Raw genomic sequence first — 23,434 nt, 5'->3', positions numbered from 1 at the left:
CTACGCCGGACAGCCCCCGGGACCACCCAAGGACGATCCATACTCGTGCTTGATCGAGTCTTTTTCCGGCACGGAAGAACCCGGGCGGATAAAGGGGATCGAACCACGCGAGAACAGCATCGCCGCGGGAGACCGGGATCGGTCCCCCGCGGAGCGCCCTACAGCGTCAGGGAGGGCTTGAGCTGCTTGAACCGGGCCATCAGGCCGTTGACGAACTGCGGCGACTCGTCGGTCGACAGCTCGGAGGCCAGGCCGACCCATTCGCTGATGACGACGCCCTCGGGGACGTCGGGCATCCACAGGAGCTCGTAGGTGCCGCCGCGCAGCAGGTTGCGGTCGACCGCGGGCATGCGGTCGAGCGTCCACCCCTCGGCGTAGGTGGTGATCAGTTCGTCGATGCGCGACCGGTGCCGGCACACGCCCTCGACGATCGTCGTGGTGTATTCGTTGACGGGCGGCTCCGCCCGCTCCAGGCGCTCGGCCAGGACGCTCAGCGGATCCTGGCTCCGCGCCTCGGCCTCGAACAGGATGTCCAGCGCGCGCCTGCGCGCCTTACCCCGTGCCGACATCAGGCCCGGCCGAGGTAATCGCCGGTGCGGGTGTCGACCTTGACCTTCTCGCCGGTCGTGATGAACAGCGGCACCTTGATCTCGGCGCCGGTCTCCAGCGTGGCGGGCTTGGTGCCGCCGGTGGAGCGGTCGCCCTGGAGGCCGGGCTCGGTCTCGGAGATGATCAGCTCGACGGCCGCGGGCAGGTCGACGTAGAGCACGTTGCCCTCGTTGATCGCCACGGTGGCGAGCATGTTCTCCAGCAGGTAGTTGGCGGCGTCGCCGACCCCGGCCCGGGAGACATGGAGCATGTCGTAGGTCTCGGTGTCCATGAAGACAAAGTCGTCGCCGTCCATGTAGGAGAACTGCATCTCGCGCTTGTCGACGTTGGCCACTTCGACCTTGACCCCGGCGTTGAAGGTTCTGTCGACGACCTTGCCGGAAAGGATGTTCTTCATCTTGGTGCGGACGAACGCACCACCCTTACCGGGCTTGACGTGCTGGAACTCCACGACCGTCCAGAGCTCACCGCCGTCGAGCTTGAGCACCAGGCCGTTCTTGAGGTCGTTCGTCGTCGCCACTAGTTTCTCCTGCGTACGGCCGCTCTTAAAGGACAAGCAGCTCTTTGGTCGTCCGTGTGAGAAGTTCCGGTCCGTCATCACGCGTCACGAGCGTGTCCTCGATGCGGACGCCGCCCCTGCCCGGTAGGTAAACCCCTGGCTCAACGGTGACCGGAACTCGATCCTCTAGTCTAGCGTGCTCGTAGTCGGGCTCTGGCTTCGCCGGAGACAGGAACGGCACCTCGTGGATCTCCAGTCCGACGCCGTGGCCGAGGCCGTGGCCGAAGTAGTCTCCATAGCCCGCCTCGGCGATGACGTCACGGGCGGCGGCGTCCACCTCGTGGGTGACCGCGCCGGGCCGTACGGCATGGCGACCGGCCCGCTGGGCGGCGTGGACCAGGTCGTACAGCTCCCGCTGCCATGAGGCGGGCTCGCCGATCGCCACCGTCCGGGTCATGTCGGCGTGGTAGCCCTCGTACAGCGCCCCGAAGTCCATCGTGACCAGGTCGCCTCGCTCCAGCGGCCGGCCCGAGGGCGAGTGGTGCGGGATCGAGCCGTTGGGACCGCTCGCCACGATCGACTCGAAGGCGGGCTTCTCGGCCCCCAGTTCGATCATCCGCGACTCCAGCGCCCTGGCGATCTCCCTCTCGGTCACCCCGGGCCGCAGCGTGGGCAGGACGTCGGCGAGAGCCTGGTCGGTGAGCGCGCACGCGGTGCGGATGAGGTCGATCTCGGCCTCGTCCTTGACCCGGCGCACCGACTCCACCACTCCGGACAGGCGCAGCAGGTCGTCTCCGAGCCGGAAGTAGTCGGCGACGGGCATGTGATGGGCCTCGACGGCGACCCTGTCGGCCATCGAGACGAGGCATCCGGCGACGTCACGCTCCTCGATCACCTCGATGTCGGAGCAGGCCCGGCGCGCGGTCTCGGCGTAGCGGGAGTCCGTGGCCAGCGTGGCGCGGGCGTCGGCCCGGACGAGCACCGCGGCGTTGGAGCTGGCCAGACCGGTCAGGTAGCGCACGTTGACACCGCGGGTGACCAGGATCGCGTCGGCCTCGTGGGCGGGGAGCAACGCGGCGAGACGTTGACGGCGGAGAGCGTGGGTGGCGGTCATGACTCGCATGCTATGGCCGTTCGCCGGCGTCGTTCCCCGTCCCCGCCGGGGACGGTTCACAGACGGGTTTGACCCGGGATGATTCGCGGGCGGGCTCCAGTCGCCTGGAGCCCGCCCGATGGCCGCTGTCAGGCCGGAAGGGGATCAGACACCCGGACGGTGGAGCGGGGGGCCTCGTCCAGCGGCTGCGGCGGAGCGTTGAACACGCTCTCGTCCAGTCTTCCCTCCGAACGGGCCACGATGACCGGCACCACGAGCTGCCCCGCCACGTTGGTGGCGGTACGGATCATGTCGAGGATCGGGTCGATGGCCAGCAGCAGGCCGACGCCCTCAAGGGGCAGGCCGAGCGTGCTCAGGGTGAGGGTGAGCATCACGATCGCGCCGGTGAGACCGGCGGTCGCGGCGGAGCCCACCACGGAGACGAACGCGATCAGCAGGTACTGCCCGACGCCGAGCGGGATGTTGAACACCTGGGCCACGAAGATCGCAGCGAGTGCCGGGTAGATCGCGGCGCAGCCGTCCATCTTGGTGGTCGCGCCGAACGGCACCGCGAAGGAGGCGTAGTCGCGGTCCACGCCGAGACGCTCGGTGGTGACGCGCTGGGTGAGCGGCATGGTCCCGACCGAGGAGCGGGAGACGAAGGCCAGCTCGATGGCGGGCCAGGCGTTGCGGTAGAAGGTGACCGGGTTGACCTTGGCGACGAACGCCAGCAGCAGCGGGTAGCTCACCAGCAGGACCAGAAGGCATCCGATGTAGACACCCGCGCTGAGCTTGGCGAGCGGGGCGAGCAGCTCCCAGCCGTAGCTGGCGACGGACTTTCCGATGAGACCGGCGGTGCCGATCGGGGCCAGCCGGATGACCCACCACAGGGCCTTCTGGACCAGTTCGAGCACCGAGCGGCTGAGGTTCAGGAACGGCTCGGCCTTGTCGCCGACCGCCAGGGCGGCGGCGCCGAGGACGACTCCCAGGAAGACGATCTGGAGGACGTTGAGCTCGGTGAAGGCGGTGACGATGTTGGTCGGGATGATGCCGGTCAGGAAGTCGACCCAGGTTCCGGCGCCTTCCAGGTCCACCGCCTTGGCGCCCTCGGTGGCGATGGTGACGCCCAGGCCGGGGTTGAGGATCAGCCCGAGGCCGATCCCGAAGGCCACCGCGATCAGCGAGGTGACCAGGAACCACAGCAATGTCTTGCCCGCGAGCCTGGCGGCTCCGTTGACGTTGCGCAGGTTGGCCACACTGACGACGACGGCGGTGAAGACCAGCGGCGGGACGGCCAGCTTGAGGAGCTGGACGAAGAGCTTGCCGACCTCGGTCAGGGTGGTGGTGAGCCAGGTGACGTCGCCGGCACGGGCGACGAACCCGAGGGCGACGCCGACGACCAGGCCCAGCAGCAACTGCAGGGAGAAAGAGAATCTCTTCATGTACGGGACTCCGTGAAAGGGCATGCCGGAGCGGACACGGTCATGCGGGTGAGGAGATGAGGGGTGGGGGGACAGCGTTCAGCGACAGAGCTGGCTGTTCAGGCGGCACAGGTCGACGTGTAGCCGCTCGACAAGCCACACGATCACCGGGGAAAACCTCACGAGGGGGAAGAACCTCCTCATAACGTATGTCTATTCCTCTCTACTCTGTGACTCATATCACATTGAGTAGAGAAAAGAATCTTGTCAAGGACCGGAGGAACGGCGGGCACCGGAAAGGGGGCCCCGGCCGGAGCCGGGACCCCCTTCACACAGGGGCGTCAGGACGCGAGCTCTCTGACCCTCTCGATGAGCCGGACGCGCTCCTCGTGCGTGTGGCCGAGCGGGGCGACGTTGACGGTCGTGACGCCCGACTCCCTCATGGCCTGGATGCGCTCGCGGACGTGGCCCTCGGAGCCGATCAGGGACATCTTCTCCAGCAGCTCCTGCGGGACGAGCGCGGCGGCCTCGTCCTTCTTGCCGTCGAGGTAGAGGTTCTGGATCTGCTCGGCCTCTCGCTCGTAGCCGTACCGGCGGGCGAGGTCGTTGTAGAAGTTCTTGCCCTTGGCGCCCATGCCGCCGATGTAGAGGGCGGCCATCGGGCGGCCCAGCTCCAGCCAGTCGGACACGTCGTCACCGATGGCCAGCGCCGCCTGGGCGATGACGTCCAGCTCCCCCAGGGCCGGGTCGCGCCTCGCCTTGCCGGCGGCCAGCGAGGCGCCCCAGACGTCGGCGGCCTTCTCCGGCATGTAGAAGATCGGCTCCCAGCCCTCGGCCAGCTCCGCCGACAGCTCGACGTTCTTGGGGCCGATGGCGGCGATCACGATGGGGATGCGGTCGCGGACGGGGTGGTTGATGATCTTCAGGGGCTTGCCCAGGCCGGTGCCCTGGCCGGCGGGGAGCGGGACCGTGTAGTGCTTGCCCTCGTAGGTCAGGCGCTCGCGCTTCCAGACCTGACGGCAGATCTCGACGACCTCGCGGGTACGGCCCAGCGGAGCGGTGTACGGCACGCCGTGGAAGCCCTCGATGACCTGGGGGCCCGAGGCGCCGAGACCGAGGGTGAAGCGACCGTCGGAGACGTAGTCCATGCCCGCGGCGGTCATGGCCAGCAGGGTGGGCGTCCGGGAGTAGATCGGCAGGATGCCGGAGGCGATCTGCAGGCGCTCGGTCTTGGCCGCGATGTAGCCCATCTGGCTGACCGCGTCGAAACTGTAGGCCTCGGCGACGAAGACGATGTCGAGACCGGCCTTCTCGTAGTCGGCCAGCGCGGCCACCGTCTGCTTGAAGCCCCCCGAGTAGTTCAGGGCCATACCGATACGCATCCTGAGATCGTCCTTCCGCACCCACAAAACCGAATGATGTTCCGTTGCCTCGGGACAGAAGGTTATCGACTCACCGCCGAAGCACCAAGCCCCGCGTCCCCGGGGCAGGGCCGGTAGCGTACGCATTCCGGGGCAGAAGCGGCTCCCGTAGGCCAGGCAGACGAGGAGCGGCGTGCTGAGACGGCTGATCATCACGGTGGCGGGGGCGCTGGCCCTGATTCTCGGCGGGCACCGGCTCCTGCCGGAGCTGGGCGGCTTCACCCCCGTGCTGGAGAGCGTGCTCCCCTGGCTCGGCGTCGCCGTGCCGGTGCTGCTGGTCGCCGCGCTGTTCACCCGTTCGTGGCAGACGGTCGTCGTGGCACTGCTCCCGGCGGCCGTGTGGGCGGTCCTGTTCGGCCCCACCCTGCTGCACACCCCGCCGGGCGGCCCGAGCGACCTGTCGGTCGCCACGCTCAACGTGGGGGTGACCAACGCCGCCTCCGGGCAGGCCGTACGAGCCCTCTCCAAGGGCCGGGACCTGGTCGCCGCGCAGGAGCTGACCAACGGCGGCCCGGCGGCGAAGGCGCTCAACGGACGGTTCCCGCACCACTACCAGATCTCCACGGTCGGCCTGTGGAGCCGGTTCCCGATCACCGACGCCCGCAAGGCGGACATCGGCCTCGACTGGGTCCGGGCGCTGAGAGTCGTGGTCAGGACGCCCAAGGGGGACCTGACCGTCTACGTCATGCACCTGGCCTCGGCCCGCCCCGGCAAGACGGCCCAGCGCGACGAGACCCTCGCCTACGCCCGCAGGCTCATCGACAGGGACGACAGCGAGCACCTGCTCCTGCTCGGCGACCTCAACACCGCCACCACCGACCGCAAGCGCGCCAACCTGGTGCCGCCGCTGCTGGACGCCCAGCAGGAGGCCGGCTCCGGGTTCGGCTTCACCTGGCCGTCGTCCTTCCCCGTCACCCGTCCCGACCACATCCTCTACCGGGGCATGTCCGCCACCGGCGCCGGAGTCGAGCAGGCCGCCGGCAGCGACCACCTCGCCGCCGTCGCCACGCTGCGCATGGCGGGGAGCTAGGCCTGGCCGGGCAGGCTGGCGGCGATGCCGTCGAGCACATCGTCGAACGGCGCGGCGGGGAACATTCACCGGGTGAAAAGGCCGGCCCGTTCCGCGACGAACTCCTCCACCGTCTCCGCGGCCTTTCCCGTGATCGATTCGACGTCGCGGGTCGTCCGGTCGTAACGGTTCCGGCGGTGGAGGCGGGCCATGGTGACGATGTGTTCTTCCACGTGCGGCGGGAATCCCGCGGGGGTGACGACCTGATCGACCCAGGCGTCGAACGGGACGTCCACATAGGTGACCTTCCTTCCCAGCGCGCGGGAGTACTCCTCGGCGACGCCGGTCATCTCCTGCGAGCGGGGGCCGGTCAGCTGGTAGACGTGCCCGAGATGTGGCCGGGGATCCTCCAGCACGGTGGCGACGACACGTGCGACGTCGCCGGCCGCGACCGGTGACGTGCGACCGGTTCCGAAGGGGAGCCGGATGGTCCCGCTCTCGGCTATGGAACGCGCGGCCAGCGTCGTGAAGAACGGGTTGTCCAGGAAAACGGTGGGGCGGATGTGCACGACAGGAAGCATGGACCAGTCAAACACCTGTTCGGACAGCCAGTGCAACCGCTGCTGATGGGATTCTTCGGTGCTCACCGCGTCCATCTGCGACACGGTCATCTGCGACATGCCGACCAGGACCTCAAGCGCACCCACCGCGCGGGCCACCGTCGCGACGGTGGCGGCGGCCTCCAGGTACGACGGCGACACGCTCATGCTGAAAAACATCCGAGGGCTGCCGTCAAGGGCATCCGCCACATCGGCGGGCCGGGTGAGGTCACCGACGATCACCTGTGCACCGAGGTCGCGCAGCGCCTCGGCGCGCCCGTCGTCGTGATGCACCATCGCCCGCACGGGCAGACCGCGCCCGCGCAGCAGCTCGACGACGGTACGGCCCACACCTCCGACGCCCCCGCCCGCACCGGTGACGAGGATGGGACCGCCCTCGGCCATCGCGAGATCCCCCTGCCCGTGACCAGAGCGCTTCGACGGCCGACGCCCTGGCCTGTTCACCGGCCAGTCCGCCGTCTGCGGGCAGAAGCCCACGCCATGGTCGGCACTCAGACGTATCGTCACTCGAACGTTACCCTGAGCTACGGGGACACCGGAGCGGTGGGGTGCCTGCCGGCTCACCGCACCTCCGGCCGGGCCCCTGTCTCGCGCAGGGCGGACAGGTCCGCCGGGGTGTCGATGTCGGCGGGGTCGCCGACATCGTCGCAGGGCACCTCGACGACCAGCTCCGGGTGGGCCCGGAGGAACGGCCGGGCGCCGACGTCGCCGGTCGCGAGGGCGGCGACCTCCTCGAAGTGCTCCCTGGCGATCAGCACCGGGTTCCTCGGCGCTCCCCCGTAGGTCGCGACGGCGACCGAGGCGCCGTCCCGGGCCGCGCCGATCAGCCGCTCCACCGCCCGCGGGCCGATGAACGGCTGGTCGACCAGGGCGATCACCACACGTTCCACCTCATCGGAGAGCGCGGCCAGCCCGACGCGCAGCGAGGAGCCCATCCCCGAGTGCCACAGCGGGTTGCGCACGGCCACCGCTCCGCGCACCTGCGCGGTGGCGGCCCCGAGCACGACGACCACGGGATGGCAGCCGCCGTCGCGGAGCAGCCGGACTCCGTGGTCCACCAGCCGCTCCCCGCGGAACTCCACCAGCGCCTTCGGCGTGCCGAGCCGCGAGCCCGATCCGGCCGCCAGCAGGAGCCCCGCGCTCGCCACCCGCATGGACGCCTCCGCCCGTGTGATCACGCCTGGGTCCCGTCTCCGTGGATCCGGCCGGAGCCGTCGGTGAGGGGCCGCCCCGAGCCGCCCCAGCGGAGCTGGATCAGCTCGGCGGCGATGGAGACGGCGGTCTCCTCGGGGGTCCGCGCACCCAGGTCCAGCCCGATCGGCGAGCGGAGCCGCTTCAGCTCGGCCTCCTCCAGGCCCGCCTCACGCAGCCGTGTCAGCCGGTCCTCGTGGGTACGGCGCGAGCCCATCGCCCCGACGTACCCCGCGGAGGTCCGCAGGGCCACCTCCAGCAGGGGGACGTCGAACCGGGGATCGTGGGTGAGGACGCAGATCGCGGTCCGCTCGTCCACGGTGGTCGAGGTCAGGTAGTCGTGCGGCCATTTGACGATCACCTCGTCGGCGTCGGGGAAGCGCTTGGCCGTGGCGAAGACCGGGCGGGCGTCGCACACGACCACGTGGTAGCCGAGGAACTTGCCGACCCTGGCCACCGCCGCGGCGAAGTCGATCGCGCCGAAGACCAGCATCCGGGGAGGTGGGGCGAAGGAGTGCACGAAGATCGACAGCTCGTCGAGCCGCCGCTCACCGTGCGAGCCGTACCGCCGGACCCCGGTGAGCCCCTGCGCGAGCATGCCGCGCACGTCGTCGTCGACCGCCTCGTCCAGGCGGGCGACGCCCAGCGAGCCTGAGGAACGGCCCGGCCAGACGATCCTGCGGGCGCCGACGACACCCGGCCCGGACAGCACGGTCGCCACCGCCACCGGCTCACGTTCCCGCACCGATCCGGCGACCGCCCCCAGCTCGGGGAACGTCTCGCGCGAGACCGGCTCGACGAACACGTCCAGGATGCCCCCGCAGGTCAGGCCGGCCGAGAAGGCGTCGTCGTCGCTCACGCCGTACCGCTGCAGGACCGGGGTCCCGGAGGCGACCACCTCCTGGGCCAGTTCGTAGACGGCCCCCTCGACGCAGCCGCCCGACACGCTGCCCTCCGCCTCCTCGCCGAGCACCGCCATGGACGCGCCCGGCGGGCGGGGCGCGCTGCGGAAGGTGTTCACGACGGTGGCCAGACCGAATGTCTGCCCGGACTCCCACCACCGCACGATCTGTGACAGCACGTCACGCATGTGTCTCTCCCAGCAGTCCGGCCAGTTCCTCGAACGCGGCCAGGCTGTGCCCGGCCACGAAGTCGTCGATGTGGGGCAGCGCGGCGCGCATCCCCGCGGTGAGCGGCTGGTAGCCTTCCTGCCCCTTGTGGGGGTTCACCCAGATCACCCGGTGCGCCATCCGGGACAGCCGGGCCATCTCCGCGCCGAGCAGCGAGACGTCGCCGCGTTCCCACCCGTCGGAGGCGATCACCACCACCGCCCCCCGTGCGTCGTTCAGCGCCAGGAACCTCCGGAGCTCCTCGCCCAGCCGGGTGCCGCCACTCCAGTCGGGGATGGCTCGTGAGACGGCGTCCATCGCGGTGGCCGGGTCGCGGTGACGCAGCTCGGCGGTGATCCGGGTGAGCCGGGTGCCCGCGCTGAACACCTCGGTGGCCCGGGGCTCGCACCGGACGAGCGCGTGGGCCAGGCGGAGCAGCGTGTCGGCGTAGGGGGTCATCGAGCCGCTGACGTCCACCAGCAGCACGACCCTGCGGGGCCTGGTGCGGGGCACGCGGTAACGGAGACGGGCGGTCTCCCCACCGCGCCGCAGGGCCTCACGGATCGTCGCCCTGCTGTCCAGCCGTCCCCGGTGCGAGGGCCGCAGCCGCCGCGACCTGCGCTGCTCGCGCCCCGCCCGGAACAGGGCGAGCAGCCGGTGCACCTCGGCCAGCTCGGTCCCGGTCATCTTGGCCACGTCCCGGTTGCGCAGCACCTCCGCCGATCCGGCGCTGGCCACCGGAGCGGGGCCGTCGTCGCGGCCGGGTGCGGTGAACATGCCGACGGTGTGGCGGGTGACGGTGACCGCGGCCGGTTGCCGGCGGCCCGCGCGCAACCCGCCGAAGTAGGCGTGGAAGACCCGGTCGTAGCGGGGCAGGTCGTCCGCCGAGGCGCACAGGGTGAACCGGCCCGCCCAGTAGACGTCGCGGGGCTCGGCCGCGTCCAGGTGCGCCAGTGCGCGCAGCAGGCCCTGAATCCTCTCATGGTCGGCGGGGACCCCGGCGGCGCGCAGCGTCCTGGCGAATCCGGTCATGACGGCGACCAGGTCCTCAGCCGCGGAGGTCACCGAAGAACCCGTTCCCGAGCACGGCCTCGTGGTCCTCGCGGTGCTTGAGCAGAGCTCCCAGCGTGGCCGCGGCCAGGTCGGGGTCCAGCTCGCGCGCGCCGAGGGTCAGCAGCGCCTCGGTCCAGTCGATGGTCTCGGCGATCCCGGGCGGCTTGACGAGGCCGGCCTCGCGGAGCCGCCCGGCCGACTTGGCGACCTGCTCGGCGAGGGTCTCGGAGCAGGAGGGCAGGCGCCGCAGCAGGATCGCCACCTCCCGGTCGAAGGAGGGATGCTCCAGCCAGTGGTAGAGGCAGCGCCGTTTGAGCGCGTCGTGCACCTCACGGGTGCGGTTGGAGGTCAGCACGACCACCGGGGGCCGCTCGGCGCGGATCGTGCCGAGCTCGGGGATGGAGATGGCGAAGTCCGAGAGGACCTCCAGCAGGATGGCCTCGAACTCCACGTCGGCCCGGTCGATCTCGTCGATCAGCAGCACGCTGGGCTGGGTCTCGATGGCCCGCAGCAGCGGCCGGGCGATGAGAAACCGCCGGTCGTAGACCTCGCCCTCCAGCCGGGCCGGGTCGGTGAGCCCGCCGGCCTCGGCCGCCTTGAGGTGCAGGAGCTGACGGGCGAAGTCCCAGTCGTAGAGCACCTGAGGGCCGTCGAGACCCTCGTAGCACTGCAGCCGGATCAGCGGCGCGCCCAGCACCGCCGCCAGGGTCCTGGCCAGCTCGGTCTTGCCTACCCCGGCCTCACCTTCGAGCAGCAGGGGGCGGCCCATCCGCAGCGCCAGGAACGCCGCCGTGGCCAGTCCCTCACCGGCGAGGTACGCGTGCCGGTCGAGCAGCTCCGCCAGCTCCCCGGGCGAGCCCACATCCGATGCCTCGATCGTCTGCCTCACCACCACCTCAGGTTACGCCCGGACGGCCGATCCGGAATCGGCGGACAGTGACAGGGATCGGGTGGGCGGTGGGCCACGGACCCGGCCAGGTGGATCGCGGGCTCCGCGAGGCGCCGTCCCGCCGGCCCGGCACCCCCTCGTGGACCTCGCCGCCCGCGCAGCCGGGCCTGTCGAGGGCGCGGCGAAAGGCCCGGTTCCGGACGGGCTATTCTCACCGTCTGTGAGGAACCTGGTCCGGCAGATCAACACCCCGTCGCGCGCCGTGGTCGCCGCCTTCCTGGCGGTGGTCCTCGGCGGCTCGGCGTTGTTGTCGCTGCCCGTCGCGGTCGAGGCGGGCCAGGAGGCGTCATGGACCTCCGCCCTGTTCACCGCGGCCTCGGCGGTGTGTGTCACCGGCCTCGCCGTGCACGACACGGCGACACACTGGACGTTCTTCGGCGAGACGGTGATCCTGGTGCTGATGCAGATCGGCGGCTTCGGGATCATGACGCTCGCCTCGATCCTCGCGATGGTCGTCTCCGGCAAGCTCGGCCTGCGCGCCCGGCTCAACACCCAGGCCGAGACCAAGACCTTCGGCCACGGTGACGTCCGCCGGATGATCGCGGGTGTCGCCAAGGTCACGCTGGCGGTGGAGGCGGCGACCGCCGTGGTGCTCGCCGCGCGCTTCGTCACCGAGTACGGCGAGCCACTCGGCCGTGCCGCCTATCTCGGGATCTTCCACGCGGTCTCGGCGTTCACCAACGCCGGGTTCGCGCTCTGGCCGGACAGCATGACACGGTTCGTCACCGACCCGTGGGTCTGCCTCCCCCTCGCGCTGGCGGTGGTCTCCGGCGGGCTCGGCTTCCCGGTCTACGCCGTGCTCCGGCAGAGCTGGCGTCGCCCGTCACGCTGGTCGCTGCACACCAAGATCACGCTGGGGATGACCGCCGTCCTGCTGTCCGCCGGGACGACGGCCGTCACCGCCATCGAGTGGGGCAACCCCCACACGCTGGGCGGCCTCTCCCCGGGACTGCGCGTGCTGGCCGGGTTCTTCCACAGCGCCATGACCCGCAGCGGCGGCATGAACTCCGTCGACGTCTCCCAGATGAACGAGAACACCTGGCTGGTCAGCGACATGCTGATGTTCGTCGGCGCGGGCAGTGCGAGCACCGGCGGTGGCATCAAGGTGACGACGTTCGCGCTGCTCGGCTACGTCATCCTGGCCGAGCTGCGCGGCGAGCCCGACGTCACGTCGGGGCGGCGCCGCATCCCCGAGCAGCTCCAGCGGCAGGCGCTGACCATCGCCCTGCTCAGCGTGGCCTCGGTCGCCGCCGGAACCTTCATCATGATGATGGTCACCCCGTTCAAGCTCGACCGCGTACTGTTCGAGGTGATCTCCGCGTTCGGCACGGTCGGGCTGTCGACGGGGATCACCTCTGACGTCGGCACCGCCGGGCGTCTGACCCTGACGGCCCTGATGCTCGTCGGCCGGCTCGGGCCGGTGACCCTCGGCGCCGCGCTGGCGCTGCACGTCCAGACCCGTAGGTTCCGCTATCCGGAGGAGCGTCCTTTAGTTGGCTGACAAGAAGAGCCGTGACGAGGCGGTCGTGGTGATCGGCCTGGGCCGGTTCGGCGGCGCGCTGGCGGCGGAGCTGGTGGGGCGTGACATCGAGGTGCTGGGGGTGGACCGCGACGCCAAGAACGTCCAGGAGTTCTCCGGGCGGCTCACCCATGTGGTCTGCGCCGACTCCACCGACCCCGACGCGCTCACCCAGCTGGGGGTCGCCGAGTTCGGCCGGGCCGTGGTCGGCATCGGCACCGACATCGAGGCGAGCATCCTGACCACCTCGATCCTGGCCGATCTCGGCGTGCCCGACATCTGGGCCAAGGCGATCAGCCTCCAGCACAGCCGGATCCTGGAACGGGTCGGCGCCCACCACGTGGTGCAGCCCGAGCACGACATGGGCGAGCGGGTCGCGCACCTGGTCACCGGCCGGATGCTCGACTACGTCGAGGTGGACGACAACTACGCCCTGGTCAAGACCAAGGCACCCCGGTGGGCGGACGGCAGGACGCTGGGCGAGCTGGGCATCCGCAAGAAGTACGGGGTGACCGTGGTCGGGATCAAGCAGCCCGGCGGCAGGTTCACCTACGCCACCTCCGACACGGTCGTCAACAGCGGCGACACGCTGCTCGTCGCGGGCGAGACCGACAAGACCGAGCGGTTCGCCGAGGAGACCTGAGGCCGCCGGGTGCCCGTCCAGGAGAACGGCTCCGCCACCGGGCACACGGCAGAGCGGCGGCCCGCAGACGCCCGCCCAGCGGGCGGGCCTAACGGGTCTCCTCGGCCTCACCGCGCTGGCGGATGAGGGCGGCGAGCTCGCGCACCTGCTGCACGGTCCGTCCCTTCTCCGATCCCTGCAGTCCCATGGCCCCGATCGTCGCCCCGTCCGTGAAGTCGATCTTCGCCCAGGGCTCGCTCTGGCCCAGCGTGACCCCCAGCACCTCCGGCCATTCGTAACGGTGCACCCGCAACGCGTTGACCACGGTGATCCCCTGCTCGTCCGCCTCCACCCGGCAGCGCCCCAGCAGGTGCAGCACCCCGGCGATCAACGCGCCGAGCACGACCATGCCGACCTTGTCGGGCAGGCTGAACGGCGGGGGCAGGAAGATCGCCAGCAGCAGCGCACCCAGCATGATCGCCGCAGCGAAGCCGTACGCCACGATCCGGCCCTTCTGGGGCCGCCACACCACGGGCAGCTCGGGCGGAGAGACGCTCTCGGGGTTCACTTGAAGATCACGATCCTTCGGGAAAACCGCCGGTCACAACCCGTGTGACGGCCGACACAGTGCCGAATGAAATTTACCGCACCACCTTGCCGCCCCCCGACTCCGCCGGGGATCGGGGTCCTCCCCCCCGCCCGCCGCGGAGCGCGGCGGGCGTCGTGCGGTGCGGCCGGGAAGGGTGCCGGACCCCGGTCAGTCCCGGAGGTCTTTCAGCAGCAGGGCGGTCTCCAGGGCGGCCAGGGTCGCCTCGTAGCCCTTGTCCTCGTGGCTGCCCGGCAGCCCGGAACGGTCGACGGCCTGGTCGAGGGAGTCGCAGGTCAGCACGCCGTTGCCGACCGGGGTCTCCTCGTCGAGGGAGATCCGGGTCAGGCCCGAGGTCACCGAGTCGCAGACATAGTGGAAGTGGGCGGTCTCCCCCCGGATCACGGCCCCGAGGGCGACGACCGCGTCATACCGCCTGGCCAGGGTCTGGACCACGACCGGGATCTCCAGGGTCCCGGCCACGCGGACCACGGTCGCGGCGGCGCCGCTGTCACCGGCGGCCTGTACGGCCCGGGCCACCAGCTGGTCGGTGATCTCCTCGTGCCAGCGGGCGGCGACGATGCCGACGGTCAGCCCCGCGGCCTCGACCGCCGAGGCCGCCGGCCGTCCGGTGCCGCTCATGTGGGCCCTCCTCCCAGCGGGCCGCAGTGCGCCGCCCGTCCGCCATCGCGCTCGATCATGGCTTCTCCTCGTGGATGTCGTGGCCGAGACGCTCGCGCTTGGCCTGCAGATACTTCTCGTTGTAGGGGTTCGTCGACACCGGCATCGGCTCGCGGCCGAGCACCTTGATGCCGTAGCCGTCCATGCCGCGCAGCTTGGCCGGGTTGTTGGTCAGCAGCCGGACCGACTTCACGCCGAGGTCGGCGAGGATCTGCGCGGCGTTGGAGAACTCCCGGGCGTCCACCGGCAGCCCGAGCTCCAGGTTCGCGTCAACGGTGTCCCTGCCGTCGTCCTGCAGGCTGTACGCCTTGAGCTTGGCCAGCAGGCCGATCCCGCGTCCCTCGTGCCCGCGCAGGTAGACGACCACACCCCGGCCCTCGGCGGCGATCGTCGCCATCGCGTGGTCGAGCTGGACCCCGCAGTCGCATCGCAGTGACCCGAACACGTCGCCGGTCAGGCACTCGGAGTGCGCCCGGACCAGGATGTTCTCCCCGTCCTCGATGTCGCCGCAGACCAGCGTCAGGTGCTCGCCGCCGTCCAGTGCGCTCGCGTAGCCGTAGGCACGCCACATCCCGTACTTGTTGGGCAGGCGCGTCTCGGCGACCCGGGTCACCATCTGCTCGCTGCGGCGCCTGAACTCCACGAGCTGCTCGATCGAGACCAGCGCCAGATCGTGCTCGTCACAGAACCGGCGCAGCTCCGGCAGCCGCTTCATGGTCCCGTCGTCGTTGACGACCTCCGCGAGCCCGCCCGCGGGGCTCAGCCCGGCGAGTCTGGCCAGGTCGACGGCCGCCTCGGTGTGGCCGCGCCGGGCCAGCACGCCGCCGGTGCGGTAGCGGAGCGGGAACACGTGGCCGGGCCGTACCAGCTCGAACGGCTCGGTCGCCGAGTCGCACAGGGTCCGGATGGTCCGGGCCCGGTCCGACGCCGAGATGCCGGTGCTCACCCCGTCGCGGGCGTCCACACTGACCGTGTAGGCGGTGCGGAGCCGTTCCCTGTTGTCGTGGACCATCAGCGGCAGGCCGAGCCGGTCGAGGTCCTCTCCGGGCATCGACACGCAGATCACGCCGCTGGTGTGGCGGACGGTGAAGGCCAGCAGCTCCGGCGTGGCCTTCGCCGCGGCGAAGATGATGTCGCCCTCGTTCTCGCGGTTCTCGTCGTCGACGACCACGACGGGCCGGCCGTCGCGGATGTCGGCGATCGCCCTGTCGATCGAATCCAGGCGGGTCACACTGCCTCCTCGGGGATGAGCACGGCCCTCGACCGGTACTCCTTCAGCCAGTTGAAGAATCCGACCAGGACGAGCACGAAGAACACCCCGTACACCGCCCCGGAGACGACCAGCCCCGAGCTGAAGGCCAGCGGCACGCCGATCAGGTCGACGGCGATCCAGATCAGCCAGAAGTCGACCAGCGCCTGACCCTGGGCCCAGGTGGCGACCGCGCTGCCGACGAAGATGTAGGCGTCGGCCAGGACGAGGAAGTAGCCCTTGGGCGGCGGGATGGAGGCACCCCAGGACAGCTTGGTAACGAAGAAGATCACAGCGACCGCGAGCGTGCCCAGAAGCATGATCCCGACCAGCCCGGACCGCTCGAGGGTCGTCGCGGGGCGCACGGCCAGCTCCCGGCCGTCCTGGGTGCCGCGCGTCCAGCGCCACCAGCCGTAGACGGCCAGGGCGCCGAACATGAACTGCTTGAGCGCGTTGCCGGTGAAGTGCGCGTTGATCGAGGCGATGAACAGCAGCACCGAGCCGGTGAGCTGCACCGGCCAGGTCCAGATCGACTTGCGGATGGCCAGCAGTACGGTGGACAGGGCGGCCGCGTTTCCGGCCAGGTCCGTCCAGAGGACCTTGGTCCCGAATGCCTCGAAGCCCGCTTCGGCCCAGTTCACCGGCCGGCCCCCGGTATGTATGAGCCCACGAGCTTCTCCACGTGCTTGGCGATCACGTCGACCTCGAGGTTCACCGGGTCTCCCGGCTGCTTGGCGCCGAGGGTGGTCATCCGCAGGGTGGTCGGGATGAGGCTGACGGCGAATCCGCCGCCGTCCACCCCGACCACGGTCAGGCTGATGCCGTCCACCGCGATCGAGCCCTTCTCGACCACGTAGCGGTCCAGCTCGGCCGGGAGCGAGATCCGGACCATCTCCCAGTGCTCGTCGGGTTCGCGCGACAGCAGCACGCCGGTCCCGTCCACGTGGCCCTGCACGATGTGGCCGCCCAGCCGCGCATCGGCGCGGACCGCACGCTCCAGGTTGACCCGCGAGCCAGGCCGGAGCGCCCCCAGGCAGCTGCGGTCCAGGGTCTCCTTCATCACGTCGGCGGTGAACATCTCACCGTCCACCTCCACCACGGTCAGGCAGACGCCGTTGACGGCGATCGAGTCGCCGTGCCCGGCGTCGGCCGTGACGACCTTCCCGCGGATCGACATCCGGGCCGCGTCCCGTAGCGGCTCGATCGCGGCGATCTCGCCCAGTTCCTCGACGATTCCGGTGAACACTCACATCTCCTTAAGGGGTACCGGCCGGGCGGTCAGACGCAGGTCCGGTCCGGTGGGGGTGACATCCTCGAACTCCAGGCGGTGGGTCTCGGCGATCGTGGCGACGCCCGCCGGGCCGAGCGCGGCGGCTCCCGCGCCCAGCAGTGCCGGAGCGAGATAGCCGACGACCCGGTCGATCAGGCCCTCCCGCAGGAACGAACCGGCGAGGGCCGGTCCGCCTTCCAGCAGCACGCTGACGATCTGACGGCGATGCAGCTCGGACAGGAGTCCCGCCAGGTCGATCCCGTACGGCCGCCGCCGTGCCAGCCGTACCACCTCGGTTCTGGCGGCGAGCGCACCGGCGTCGGCGTCGGCGGCGACGGCCACCAGCGTCGGCGCGCGGCCGTCCAGGACGCGGGCGGTGAGCGGGGTCCTGGCGTCGCTGTCCACGACCACGCGGAGCGGCGGCCTCATGGCGGGAGCGCCGTCCGCGGGTGGGAGAGCGGGATCCACGCCGGCGGGCGAATCCTCCGCGGCCGGGCGGCGGACGGTGAGGCGGGGGTCGTCGGCGAGGACGGTGCCGATGCCCGCGACGATCGCGCCGGCCTCGCCGCGCAGGCGGTGCACGTCGGCGCGGGACTCGGGCGAGGTGATCCACTGGCTGGTGCCGTCCGCGGCGGCCGAACGGCCGTCCAGCGTCGCGGCGTACTTCCAGGTGACGTGCGGCCGGCCGAGACGGACGGAGGTCAGCCACTCGGCGTTGCCGCGTCCGGCCTCCTCCGCGAGCAGGCCGGTCTCGACGGTGACGCCGTGCCGCCGGAGACGGTCGGCGCCGCCGGCCGCCGTGGGGTTGGGGTCGCTCACCGCGACGACGACGCGGGCGACCCCGGCCTCCAGCAGGGCGAGCGCGCAGGGCCCGGTGCGGCCGGTGTGGTCGCAGGGTTCGAGGGTGACGTACGCGGTGCCGCCCCTGGCGCGCTCCCCGGCGGCGCGCAGCGCGACCACCTCGGCGTGCGGGCCGCCGGCGTAGGCGTGGAATCCCTCTCCCGCGACCTGCCCGGAGGCGTCGAGGATCACGCATCCGACGACGGGGTTGGGGCTGGTGGCGCCGCGTCCGTGCGCGGCGAGGTCGATCGCCCGGCGCATGTGCGCCTGATCAGTCACCCGGGTCTCCTACTCGCCAGTAGCTTCTTGCCACGGCGGGCCCCGGGGGATCACAGGTGTGTGCACACCCTTCCGGTCTGTGCACACCCTTCTAACGGAAGGGTGCCCGAAGACACTCTCCGTTCGCGCGCTGCCTCCCATCCGGACTTTAACCGTCGGTCCCGGAATTTCACCGGGTCAACCGGTCGATGGATTCGACCGGGTCGCGGACTGTAACCGCCGGTTCGGACTTTCACCGACCCCGGAGCACGCTGTTTGCCTGACGGGTCGCTCGCCCAGAGGGCTCGCTTCCCATACATCAGTGTGCCATGACCGGCAACCGAGGGAACACCCCCCTGGGTCTACCGGCGTTCCGCGAGGTCACGCGGCCTGGTCGGCCGTCACCTGCCGAGCCCTGCGGGCGGCCGGGCTGTACCTGACCGGGGCGGGCACCAGGCCGATCCCGGTCTGCAGGGCCTTCAGCGTGACCGTCGCCCACAGGTCGCCGAGCGGCGTCGCGGGCAGGCCGTACAGCCTGCGTGCCCAGCGCGGCAGGGTCGCGAAGGCCAGCACGGTCAGCATCGGGATGACCGGCTTGAGCGGGAGCAGGTACGGCGGGAGCGGCGCGTTGAGGGACTGACTGAGGGACTGGCGCATCGGGTGGGGCACCTCGGGGGCGAAATAGAGGCCGGGACGGCACCCCTGGATGTAGTCGCGCATCTCGCCGACCGAACCGGGCACGTCGTCGGGGCGCAGGCCGACCACCTCGGCGGCACGCCGCCACTCGTGCACGAACCGGTCGGCCTCCTCGTCGGTCAGGCGCACCCCCGCCCGCCGGGCCACCGACAGATAGGAGTCGACCTCGCCGACGTGGACCCACAGGAGCGCGCCGGGGTCGTCGAGGCGGAAACGCTCGCCGGTGTCGGGGTCGAAGGCGGTGAGACGGGAGTGGATCTTCTTGACCCGGGCGCCGGCGGCGGCGACCTCGGCGCTGGTGCCGTAGGTGCGCACGCGGACGAACTCGGTGGTGCGCAGGAAACGCGACCACGACTCGGCCGGGTCCATGAGCGAGGAGTTCTGGGCGACCCCGCGCATCGCCCGGGGGTGGAGTCCCTGCATGAGGAGCGCCCGGAACCCCCCGACCAGCAGGATCGGCTCCCCCATCACCCGCCAGGTCACCGAACCCGGCCCGAACAGCCCGTGGTCCATGCGCCACCTCCCTCGCACGTGCCTGAACTACCCCGTCGGGCGGACGGCCACACATCCCGCAGACCTTGACACGGGCTGCGATATCGGAATGCACCGTCATGAATGCGTCATCAGCCTGTCACAGAACCGTGAATATCGAATTTCGGGGGATTCCATTATCCTACCCGCCCCCCGGGGGAGGTCAACGGAATTACAGCCACAAGCCGATCGATATTACACAACAAAAAAAGAATAAATGGCCGGACCATTGAGGTGATCTCAGCGACTTTCATTTCAAGTAGCCGTGTTCGAAATGGGTGAGAACGAGCGCGGCTTTGACGATGTCGCCGATTCTGCTGGGGCTGGCGGTGATGCGCTGGAGGGTGCGCCAGCGTTGTGTGAGCAGGGCGAAGCCTCGTTCTCCCAGGCAGCGCAGGGCGCGCAGGAGTGCGTTGCGGGTGCGGGTGTCGAGGTCGAGGGGCCGGCCGTCGGAGGGTTGTTTGACCGGGGTGAGAATGCCGATGCCGGCGCCGTCGTAGCCGGAGTCGGCCAAGGTGGGCAGCCCGTCGGCGGCGGCCTTGTACAACGCTCCCAGGACGTGTGCGCGGGCGGCGGTCAGGTCGTGAACCGATCCGGGTTCGACCTCGGACACCCACAGCGGCAGGCCGCAGGGCGCGGACAGGGCCTGGATGTTGCCGCCGTGGTGGTGGGCCTTTCCGGAGTACCACAGGTCGATGGGTTCGCCTTTGACGCTGATGGTCTTCTCCCGGCAGCGGTCGGTGGCGATGACGGTGCCGTCCAGGATCAGGTGGGTGAGGCCCTCGTCGACAGCGCGTTGCAAGGCGTGGTGCAGGTCGGGTGCCTGGTCGGCCAGGACGTCGATGACCTCGTCGATGTAGCGGTAGGCGGTGGCGCGGGAGATGCCGTGGTCGCGGCCGAGGGCGGCCCGGTCGGTGCGGTCGCGGAACCAGCGCAATCCCATCACCGCCTGCTCAAAACAGGTCAGAGCCCTGGAACCCGAACGGGTGCCCAGTCGGCGGCGTTCGGCCGCCAGCAGCAGGGAGAGATGGCAAACCAGTTCCCGAGGGACGTCGAGCGTGGCACGATAGGTGATCACGTGGGGCTTTCTGGGCTGAAGAAGACTTGTGGTGAGACCTCTTCTACCGAAAGCTCCACGCCTATTTCAGGGGGATCGCGATCCATCCCGATTCATGTCTGTCGGCGTCGCTTTGAAGACATCGAATCACAACCGCCCTTATTGATCTTGCTGAGATCACCTCATTGATTTGCATGGATTGTTTTGCGATGGTTCCCCCAGATCCCGCTTCAGCGCTCGTTGGGGGCCCGAAAGATGACCATCCCCGCACCAGCCGAGAGTACGGCCGGCGAGATGTTAACGGCGAGGGCACCGGAAACGGCGGGCCGCTCCCCCGGACAGTTGATGTGGCTCCGTTTCCGCCGCGACCGGACCGGTGTCGCCTCCGCCGTGGTGGTGATCATATTCTTTCTGGTCGCGATATCCGCGCCGATCATTTCCTGGCTCTACGGAAAGGACCCTTATATTCTCTACGGCCAGGACGGCCCCGGGCTGCTCAACGATTACGGCTATCCGGTGCTGCCCAACGGGGGCGTCAGCGCGGATTTCTGGTTCGGCGTCGAACCGGGCCTGGGACGGGACGTGTTCACCCAGCTCGTCTACGGGATCCGGACCTCCCTGCTGATCGCGGTCACCGCGACGGCACTGACGACGGTGATCGGCATCGTGCTCGGCATCGTGGCCGGCTACGCGGGAGGCAGGACCGACTACGCCATCGGCCGCGTGATCGACGTCGTGCTCTCCTTCCCCTCCGTGCTCTTCATCATCGCGTTCATGCCGGTGGTGGAGAACCTCATGGTCAGGCCGGACGAGGAGACCCCCGTCTGGCTGCGCGCCGTGACGCTCGTGATCGCGCTGACGGTGTTCGGGTGGGCCGGACTGGCCCGGCTGCTCCGCGGCCAGGTGCTCTCCCTGCGCGAACGCGAGTTCGTCGACGCGGCCCGGGTCACCGGCGCCTCCTCCGCCCGGATCGTGTTCAGGGAGCTGCTGCCCAACCTGTGGACGCCGATCCTGATCCAGTCGACGCTGCTGCTGCCCGCACTGGTGACGTCCGAGGCCGCGCTCTCCTTCCTCGGGATCGGGATGATCGAGCCCATCCCCGACTGGGGCCGCATGTTCCTGCGCGGCACCGAGGTCTACCAGGACGACATCACCTACCTGATCTTCCCCGGCGCCGCCCTGCTGATCTTCGTGATCGCGTTCAACCTGCTCGGCGACTCGGTCCGCGACGCCTTCGACCCCAAGATCAAGCACTGACTCCGAACGGGAGAGAGATGACAGTCCGCAAGCGGTCAGCGGTGGCCGTACTGGCCATCGGCGTTCTCGCACTCACCGGCGCCTGCGCCAAGGGCAACCAGGGCGCCCCCGCCGTCTCCAGCGGTGGGCCCGGCGCCCAGGCCGGCGCCGAACCCTACAAGCCGCCGACGATCACGGTCGGCACCGCCGACGACTCCAAGGGGCCGGCCATCGAGCCCGAGGGCGTCGTCAGGGGCGGCGCCGTCACGATGATCGACAGGGACGACTTCTCCCACCTCGACCCCGCGCAGGTCTACAGCAACACCGAGGCGAACTTCGGACTGCTGATCGCCCGCACCCTGACGGGCTACAAGCGGGTCGCCAAGGGCGACTACAAGCTGGTGGGCGACCTGGCCACCGACGCGGGCACCCCCTCCGACGGCGGCAGGACCTGGACCTTCACCCTCAAGGACGGCGTGAAATGGCAGGACGGCACGCCGATCACGTCCCAGGACGTGAAGTGGACCATCGAGCGGACGTTCGCGCCGTTCATCACCCAGGGGCCGACCTACGTCCAGCAGTGGCTGACCGAGGTCGACCACAAGAAGGCCTACCAGGGGCCCTACGACGGCAAGCACCTGGAGAACGTCGAGACCCCCGACGACAAGACGGTGGTCTTCAGGTTCAAGGCGCCGCACGCCGACGCCAACTACGCCCTGGCGATGGGCGGCTACGGCATCGTCTCCAAGGCCGGGGACACCAAGCAGAAGTACGACCAGGAGCCCGTCTCCAGCGGGCCGTACGTCATCAAGGCGCACGCGGTGGACAAGTCGATGGATCTGGAGCGCAACCCCAGCTGGGACCCGGCCACCGACCCGATCCGCGGTGGCTACCCCGACACGTGGCACCTGGAGTTCGGTCAGGAGGCCCTGCAGGTCACCGACCGCCTCATGGCGGACGCCGGCCCGGACAAGACGGCGTTCACCTTCTACTCGCCCACCCCGCCGGAGCGGCTGCAGCAGGTGCTGGGCGACCCCGCCCTGACCCCGCGCCTGATGAGAAGCCCGTCGCCCTACGGCAACTACTACTACTTCAACCTCGACCGGATGAAGGACGTCAAGATCCGCCAGGCCGTCAACTACGCGTGGCCGTCCAAGCAGATCCAGCAGATCTACGGCGGCCCCGCGGCGGTCGCGCTGCCCACCACGATCCTCAACGAGAACAGCACGCTCGGCTACACGTCCTACGACCTGTTCGGCAGGCAGGCCAACCCCGGCGGTGACATCGCCAAGGCCAAGGAGCTGCTGGCCCAGTCGAGCAACCCGGCCCCGACCATCGTCTACGCCTACAACCAGACTCCGCTCCAGGAGCGGATCACCGTCGCGATCAAGAACGCGCTGGAGAAGGCCGGGATCAAGGTCGTGGCCAAGCCACTGGACCGCAAGACCTACTACGACTCCATCGGCCTGGTGAAGAACGAGTTCGACATGTACTGGGGCGGCTGGGGCGCCGACTGGCCGTCCGGCTCCACGGTGCTGCCGGTCATCTTCGGCCCCGTCGCCGACGGCGCGTCCAACTACTCGCACCTGAACGACCCGGCGCTCAAGAAGGAGATGGCGAAGATCACCGCCATGACCGACCTCGACGAGGCGAACGCCGCGTGGATGGCGCTGGACAAGAAGGTGCAGGAGACGATCACCCCGCTGGTCGTCGCCGAGAACCGGATCGCCAACATGCTCCACGGTTCCAAGGTGGGCGGCGCCGAGATCGACCCGCAGCAGTGGATCGTCTCGCCGAACACCATCTTCGTGAAGCCGTAGGGACACCAGCGGCCGTGGTCTCGCAGGCACGCGCCCTGTGAGACCACGGCTCAGGGGGGCGCCCCGCCCCCGCAGCGACCCCAGCCACCCGTCGG

Annotated in this window: 23 protein-coding genes and 1 riboswitch; of the genes, 5 read left to right on the top strand and 18 right to left on the bottom strand. The window is 70.1% G+C overall.

Features of this window, described 5'->3' with window-relative positions:
* Positions 1–158 precede the first annotated feature (158 nt).
* The 5 genes from nusB to FHR32_RS28075 form a co-directional block, all read right to left on the bottom strand.
* Positions 159–569: a transcription antitermination factor NusB gene (gene nusB, locus FHR32_RS28095; RefSeq protein ID WP_184757525.1), complete on the bottom strand. Its 411-nt coding sequence runs from the start codon at positions 567–569 to the stop codon at positions 159–161.
* Positions 569–1,129 carry an elongation factor P gene (gene efp, locus FHR32_RS28090; protein ID WP_184757524.1) on the bottom strand — a complete coding sequence of 187 codons (561 nt, stop codon included), beginning with the start codon at positions 1,127–1,129 and terminating at the stop codon, positions 569–571. Before efp ends, nusB begins: the two co-directional genes overlap by 1 nt.
* 25 nt (positions 1,130–1,154) lie before the next feature.
* The gene (locus FHR32_RS28085; protein WP_184757523.1) at positions 1,155–2,222 is read right to left on the bottom strand and encodes a M24 family metallopeptidase; all 1,068 of its coding nucleotides are present in this window, start codon (positions 2,220–2,222) and stop codon (positions 1,155–1,157) included.
* 128 nt (positions 2,223–2,350) lie between these two features.
* A complete protein-coding gene (locus FHR32_RS28080; protein ID WP_246467453.1) occupies positions 2,351–3,643 on the bottom strand; it encodes a dicarboxylate/amino acid:cation symporter in 1,293 nt (430 codons plus the stop codon).
* A 320-nt stretch (positions 3,644–3,963) separates the two neighbouring features.
* Positions 3,964–5,004: an LLM class F420-dependent oxidoreductase gene (locus FHR32_RS28075; RefSeq protein ID WP_184757521.1), complete on the bottom strand. Its 1,041-nt coding sequence runs from the start codon at positions 5,002–5,004 to the stop codon at positions 3,964–3,966.
* Between the two features lie 172 nt (positions 5,005–5,176).
* Between FHR32_RS28075 and FHR32_RS28070 the strand changes: the two genes are divergently transcribed.
* On the top strand, positions 5,177–6,073 hold the full coding sequence (locus FHR32_RS28070; RefSeq protein WP_184757520.1) for an endonuclease/exonuclease/phosphatase family protein: 897 nt from the start codon (positions 5,177–5,179) through the stop codon (positions 6,071–6,073).
* 65 nt (positions 6,074–6,138) lie between these two features.
* On the opposite strand, the gene FHR32_RS28065 is transcribed toward FHR32_RS28070, so the two are convergent.
* From FHR32_RS28065 to FHR32_RS28045, 5 genes are all read right to left on the bottom strand, one after another.
* Positions 6,139–7,056 carry an NmrA family NAD(P)-binding protein gene (locus FHR32_RS28065; RefSeq protein ID WP_184757519.1) on the bottom strand — a complete coding sequence of 306 codons (918 nt, stop codon included), beginning with the start codon at positions 7,054–7,056 and terminating at the stop codon, positions 6,139–6,141.
* 176 nt (positions 7,057–7,232) lie between these two features.
* Positions 7,233–7,826, bottom strand: coding sequence for a nucleotidyltransferase family protein (locus FHR32_RS28060; RefSeq protein ID WP_184757867.1), 594 nt, complete (start codon positions 7,824–7,826; stop codon positions 7,233–7,235).
* A gap of 20 nt (positions 7,827–7,846) precedes the next feature.
* Positions 7,847–8,953 carry an XdhC family protein gene (locus FHR32_RS28055; protein ID WP_184757518.1) on the bottom strand — a complete coding sequence of 369 codons (1,107 nt, stop codon included), beginning with the start codon at positions 8,951–8,953 and terminating at the stop codon, positions 7,847–7,849.
* Positions 8,946–10,037: a vWA domain-containing protein gene (locus FHR32_RS28050; protein WP_312882728.1), complete on the bottom strand. Its 1,092-nt coding sequence runs from the start codon at positions 10,035–10,037 to the stop codon at positions 8,946–8,948. The genes FHR32_RS28055 and FHR32_RS28050 overlap by 8 nt, the downstream gene beginning before the upstream one ends.
* Entirely contained in the window at positions 10,021–10,917 is an 897-nt protein-coding gene (locus FHR32_RS28045) for an AAA family ATPase (RefSeq protein WP_376773398.1), read from the bottom strand. Before FHR32_RS28045 ends, FHR32_RS28050 begins: the two co-directional genes overlap by 17 nt.
* 217 nt (positions 10,918–11,134) lie before the next feature.
* Here FHR32_RS28045 and FHR32_RS28040 point away from each other — a divergent pair, with 217 nt between their 5' ends.
* Together FHR32_RS28040 and FHR32_RS28035 are read left to right on the top strand one after the other, a co-directional pair.
* Positions 11,135–12,475 carry a TrkH family potassium uptake protein gene (locus FHR32_RS28040; RefSeq protein ID WP_184757517.1) on the top strand — a complete coding sequence of 447 codons (1,341 nt, stop codon included), beginning with the start codon at positions 11,135–11,137 and terminating at the stop codon, positions 12,473–12,475.
* Complete coding sequence (locus FHR32_RS28035; protein ID WP_184757516.1) at positions 12,468–13,136, top strand: potassium channel family protein; 669 nt, start codon at positions 12,468–12,470, stop codon at positions 13,134–13,136. The genes FHR32_RS28040 and FHR32_RS28035 overlap by 8 nt, the downstream gene beginning before the upstream one ends.
* Positions 13,137–13,224: 88 nt before the next feature.
* On the opposite strand, the gene FHR32_RS28030 is transcribed toward FHR32_RS28035, so the two are convergent.
* The 8 genes from FHR32_RS28030 to FHR32_RS27995 form a co-directional block, all read right to left on the bottom strand.
* A complete protein-coding gene (locus tag FHR32_RS28030; protein ID WP_184757515.1) occupies positions 13,225–13,683 on the bottom strand; it encodes a PH domain-containing protein in 459 nt (152 codons plus the stop codon).
* 189 nt (positions 13,684–13,872) lie between these two features.
* A complete protein-coding gene (ribH, locus tag FHR32_RS28025; protein ID WP_184757514.1) occupies positions 13,873–14,343 on the bottom strand; it encodes a 6,7-dimethyl-8-ribityllumazine synthase in 471 nt (156 codons plus the stop codon).
* A gap of 55 nt (positions 14,344–14,398) precedes the next feature.
* Positions 14,399–15,613: a bifunctional 3,4-dihydroxy-2-butanone-4-phosphate synthase/GTP cyclohydrolase II gene (locus FHR32_RS28020; protein WP_184757513.1), complete on the bottom strand. Its 1,215-nt coding sequence runs from the start codon at positions 15,611–15,613 to the stop codon at positions 14,399–14,401.
* Positions 15,610–16,272, bottom strand: coding sequence for a nicotinamide mononucleotide transporter family protein (locus tag FHR32_RS28015; RefSeq protein WP_184757512.1), 663 nt, complete (start codon positions 16,270–16,272; stop codon positions 15,610–15,612). Before FHR32_RS28015 ends, FHR32_RS28020 begins: the two co-directional genes overlap by 4 nt.
* A complete protein-coding gene (locus tag FHR32_RS28010) occupies positions 16,269–16,877 on the bottom strand; it encodes a riboflavin synthase (RefSeq protein WP_184757511.1) in 609 nt (202 codons plus the stop codon). The genes FHR32_RS28015 and FHR32_RS28010 overlap by 4 nt, the downstream gene beginning before the upstream one ends.
* A complete protein-coding gene (gene ribD / locus FHR32_RS28005) occupies positions 16,878–18,020 on the bottom strand; it encodes a bifunctional diaminohydroxyphosphoribosylaminopyrimidine deaminase/5-amino-6-(5-phosphoribosylamino)uracil reductase RibD (protein ID WP_312882727.1) in 1,143 nt (380 codons plus the stop codon). It abuts the gene before it with no gap.
* Between the two features lie 123 nt (positions 18,021–18,143).
* Positions 18,144–18,274, bottom strand: a riboswitch (FMN riboswitch).
* A 106-nt stretch (positions 18,275–18,380) separates the two neighbouring features.
* Positions 18,381–19,208 (bottom strand): oxygenase MpaB family protein, encoded by an 828-nt coding sequence (locus FHR32_RS28000; protein WP_184757510.1) that lies wholly within the window; start codon positions 19,206–19,208, stop codon positions 18,381–18,383.
* Positions 19,209–19,476: 268 nt separating this feature from the next.
* Positions 19,477–20,304: a transposase family protein gene (locus FHR32_RS27995; RefSeq protein WP_184754848.1), complete on the bottom strand. Its 828-nt coding sequence runs from the start codon at positions 20,302–20,304 to the stop codon at positions 19,477–19,479.
* A gap of 234 nt (positions 20,305–20,538) precedes the next feature.
* Here FHR32_RS27995 and FHR32_RS27990 point away from each other — a divergent pair, with 234 nt between their 5' ends.
* The gene (locus FHR32_RS27990) at positions 20,539–21,540 is read left to right on the top strand and encodes an ABC transporter permease (protein ID WP_312882726.1); all 1,002 of its coding nucleotides are present in this window, start codon (positions 20,539–20,541) and stop codon (positions 21,538–21,540) included.
* A gap of 17 nt (positions 21,541–21,557) precedes the next feature.
* On the top strand, positions 21,558–23,339 hold the full coding sequence (locus tag FHR32_RS27985; RefSeq protein ID WP_184757508.1) for an ABC transporter substrate-binding protein: 1,782 nt from the start codon (positions 21,558–21,560) through the stop codon (positions 23,337–23,339).
* Positions 23,340–23,434: the final 95 nt, after the last annotated feature.

Origin of the sequence: Streptosporangium album, from assembly GCF_014203795.1 — a bacterium.
GTDB lineage: Bacteria > Actinomycetota > Actinomycetes > Streptosporangiales > Streptosporangiaceae > Streptosporangium > Streptosporangium album.
Note: the sequence above shows the minus strand (reverse complement) of the source record. Positions and strands in the feature narration are given on the sequence as shown.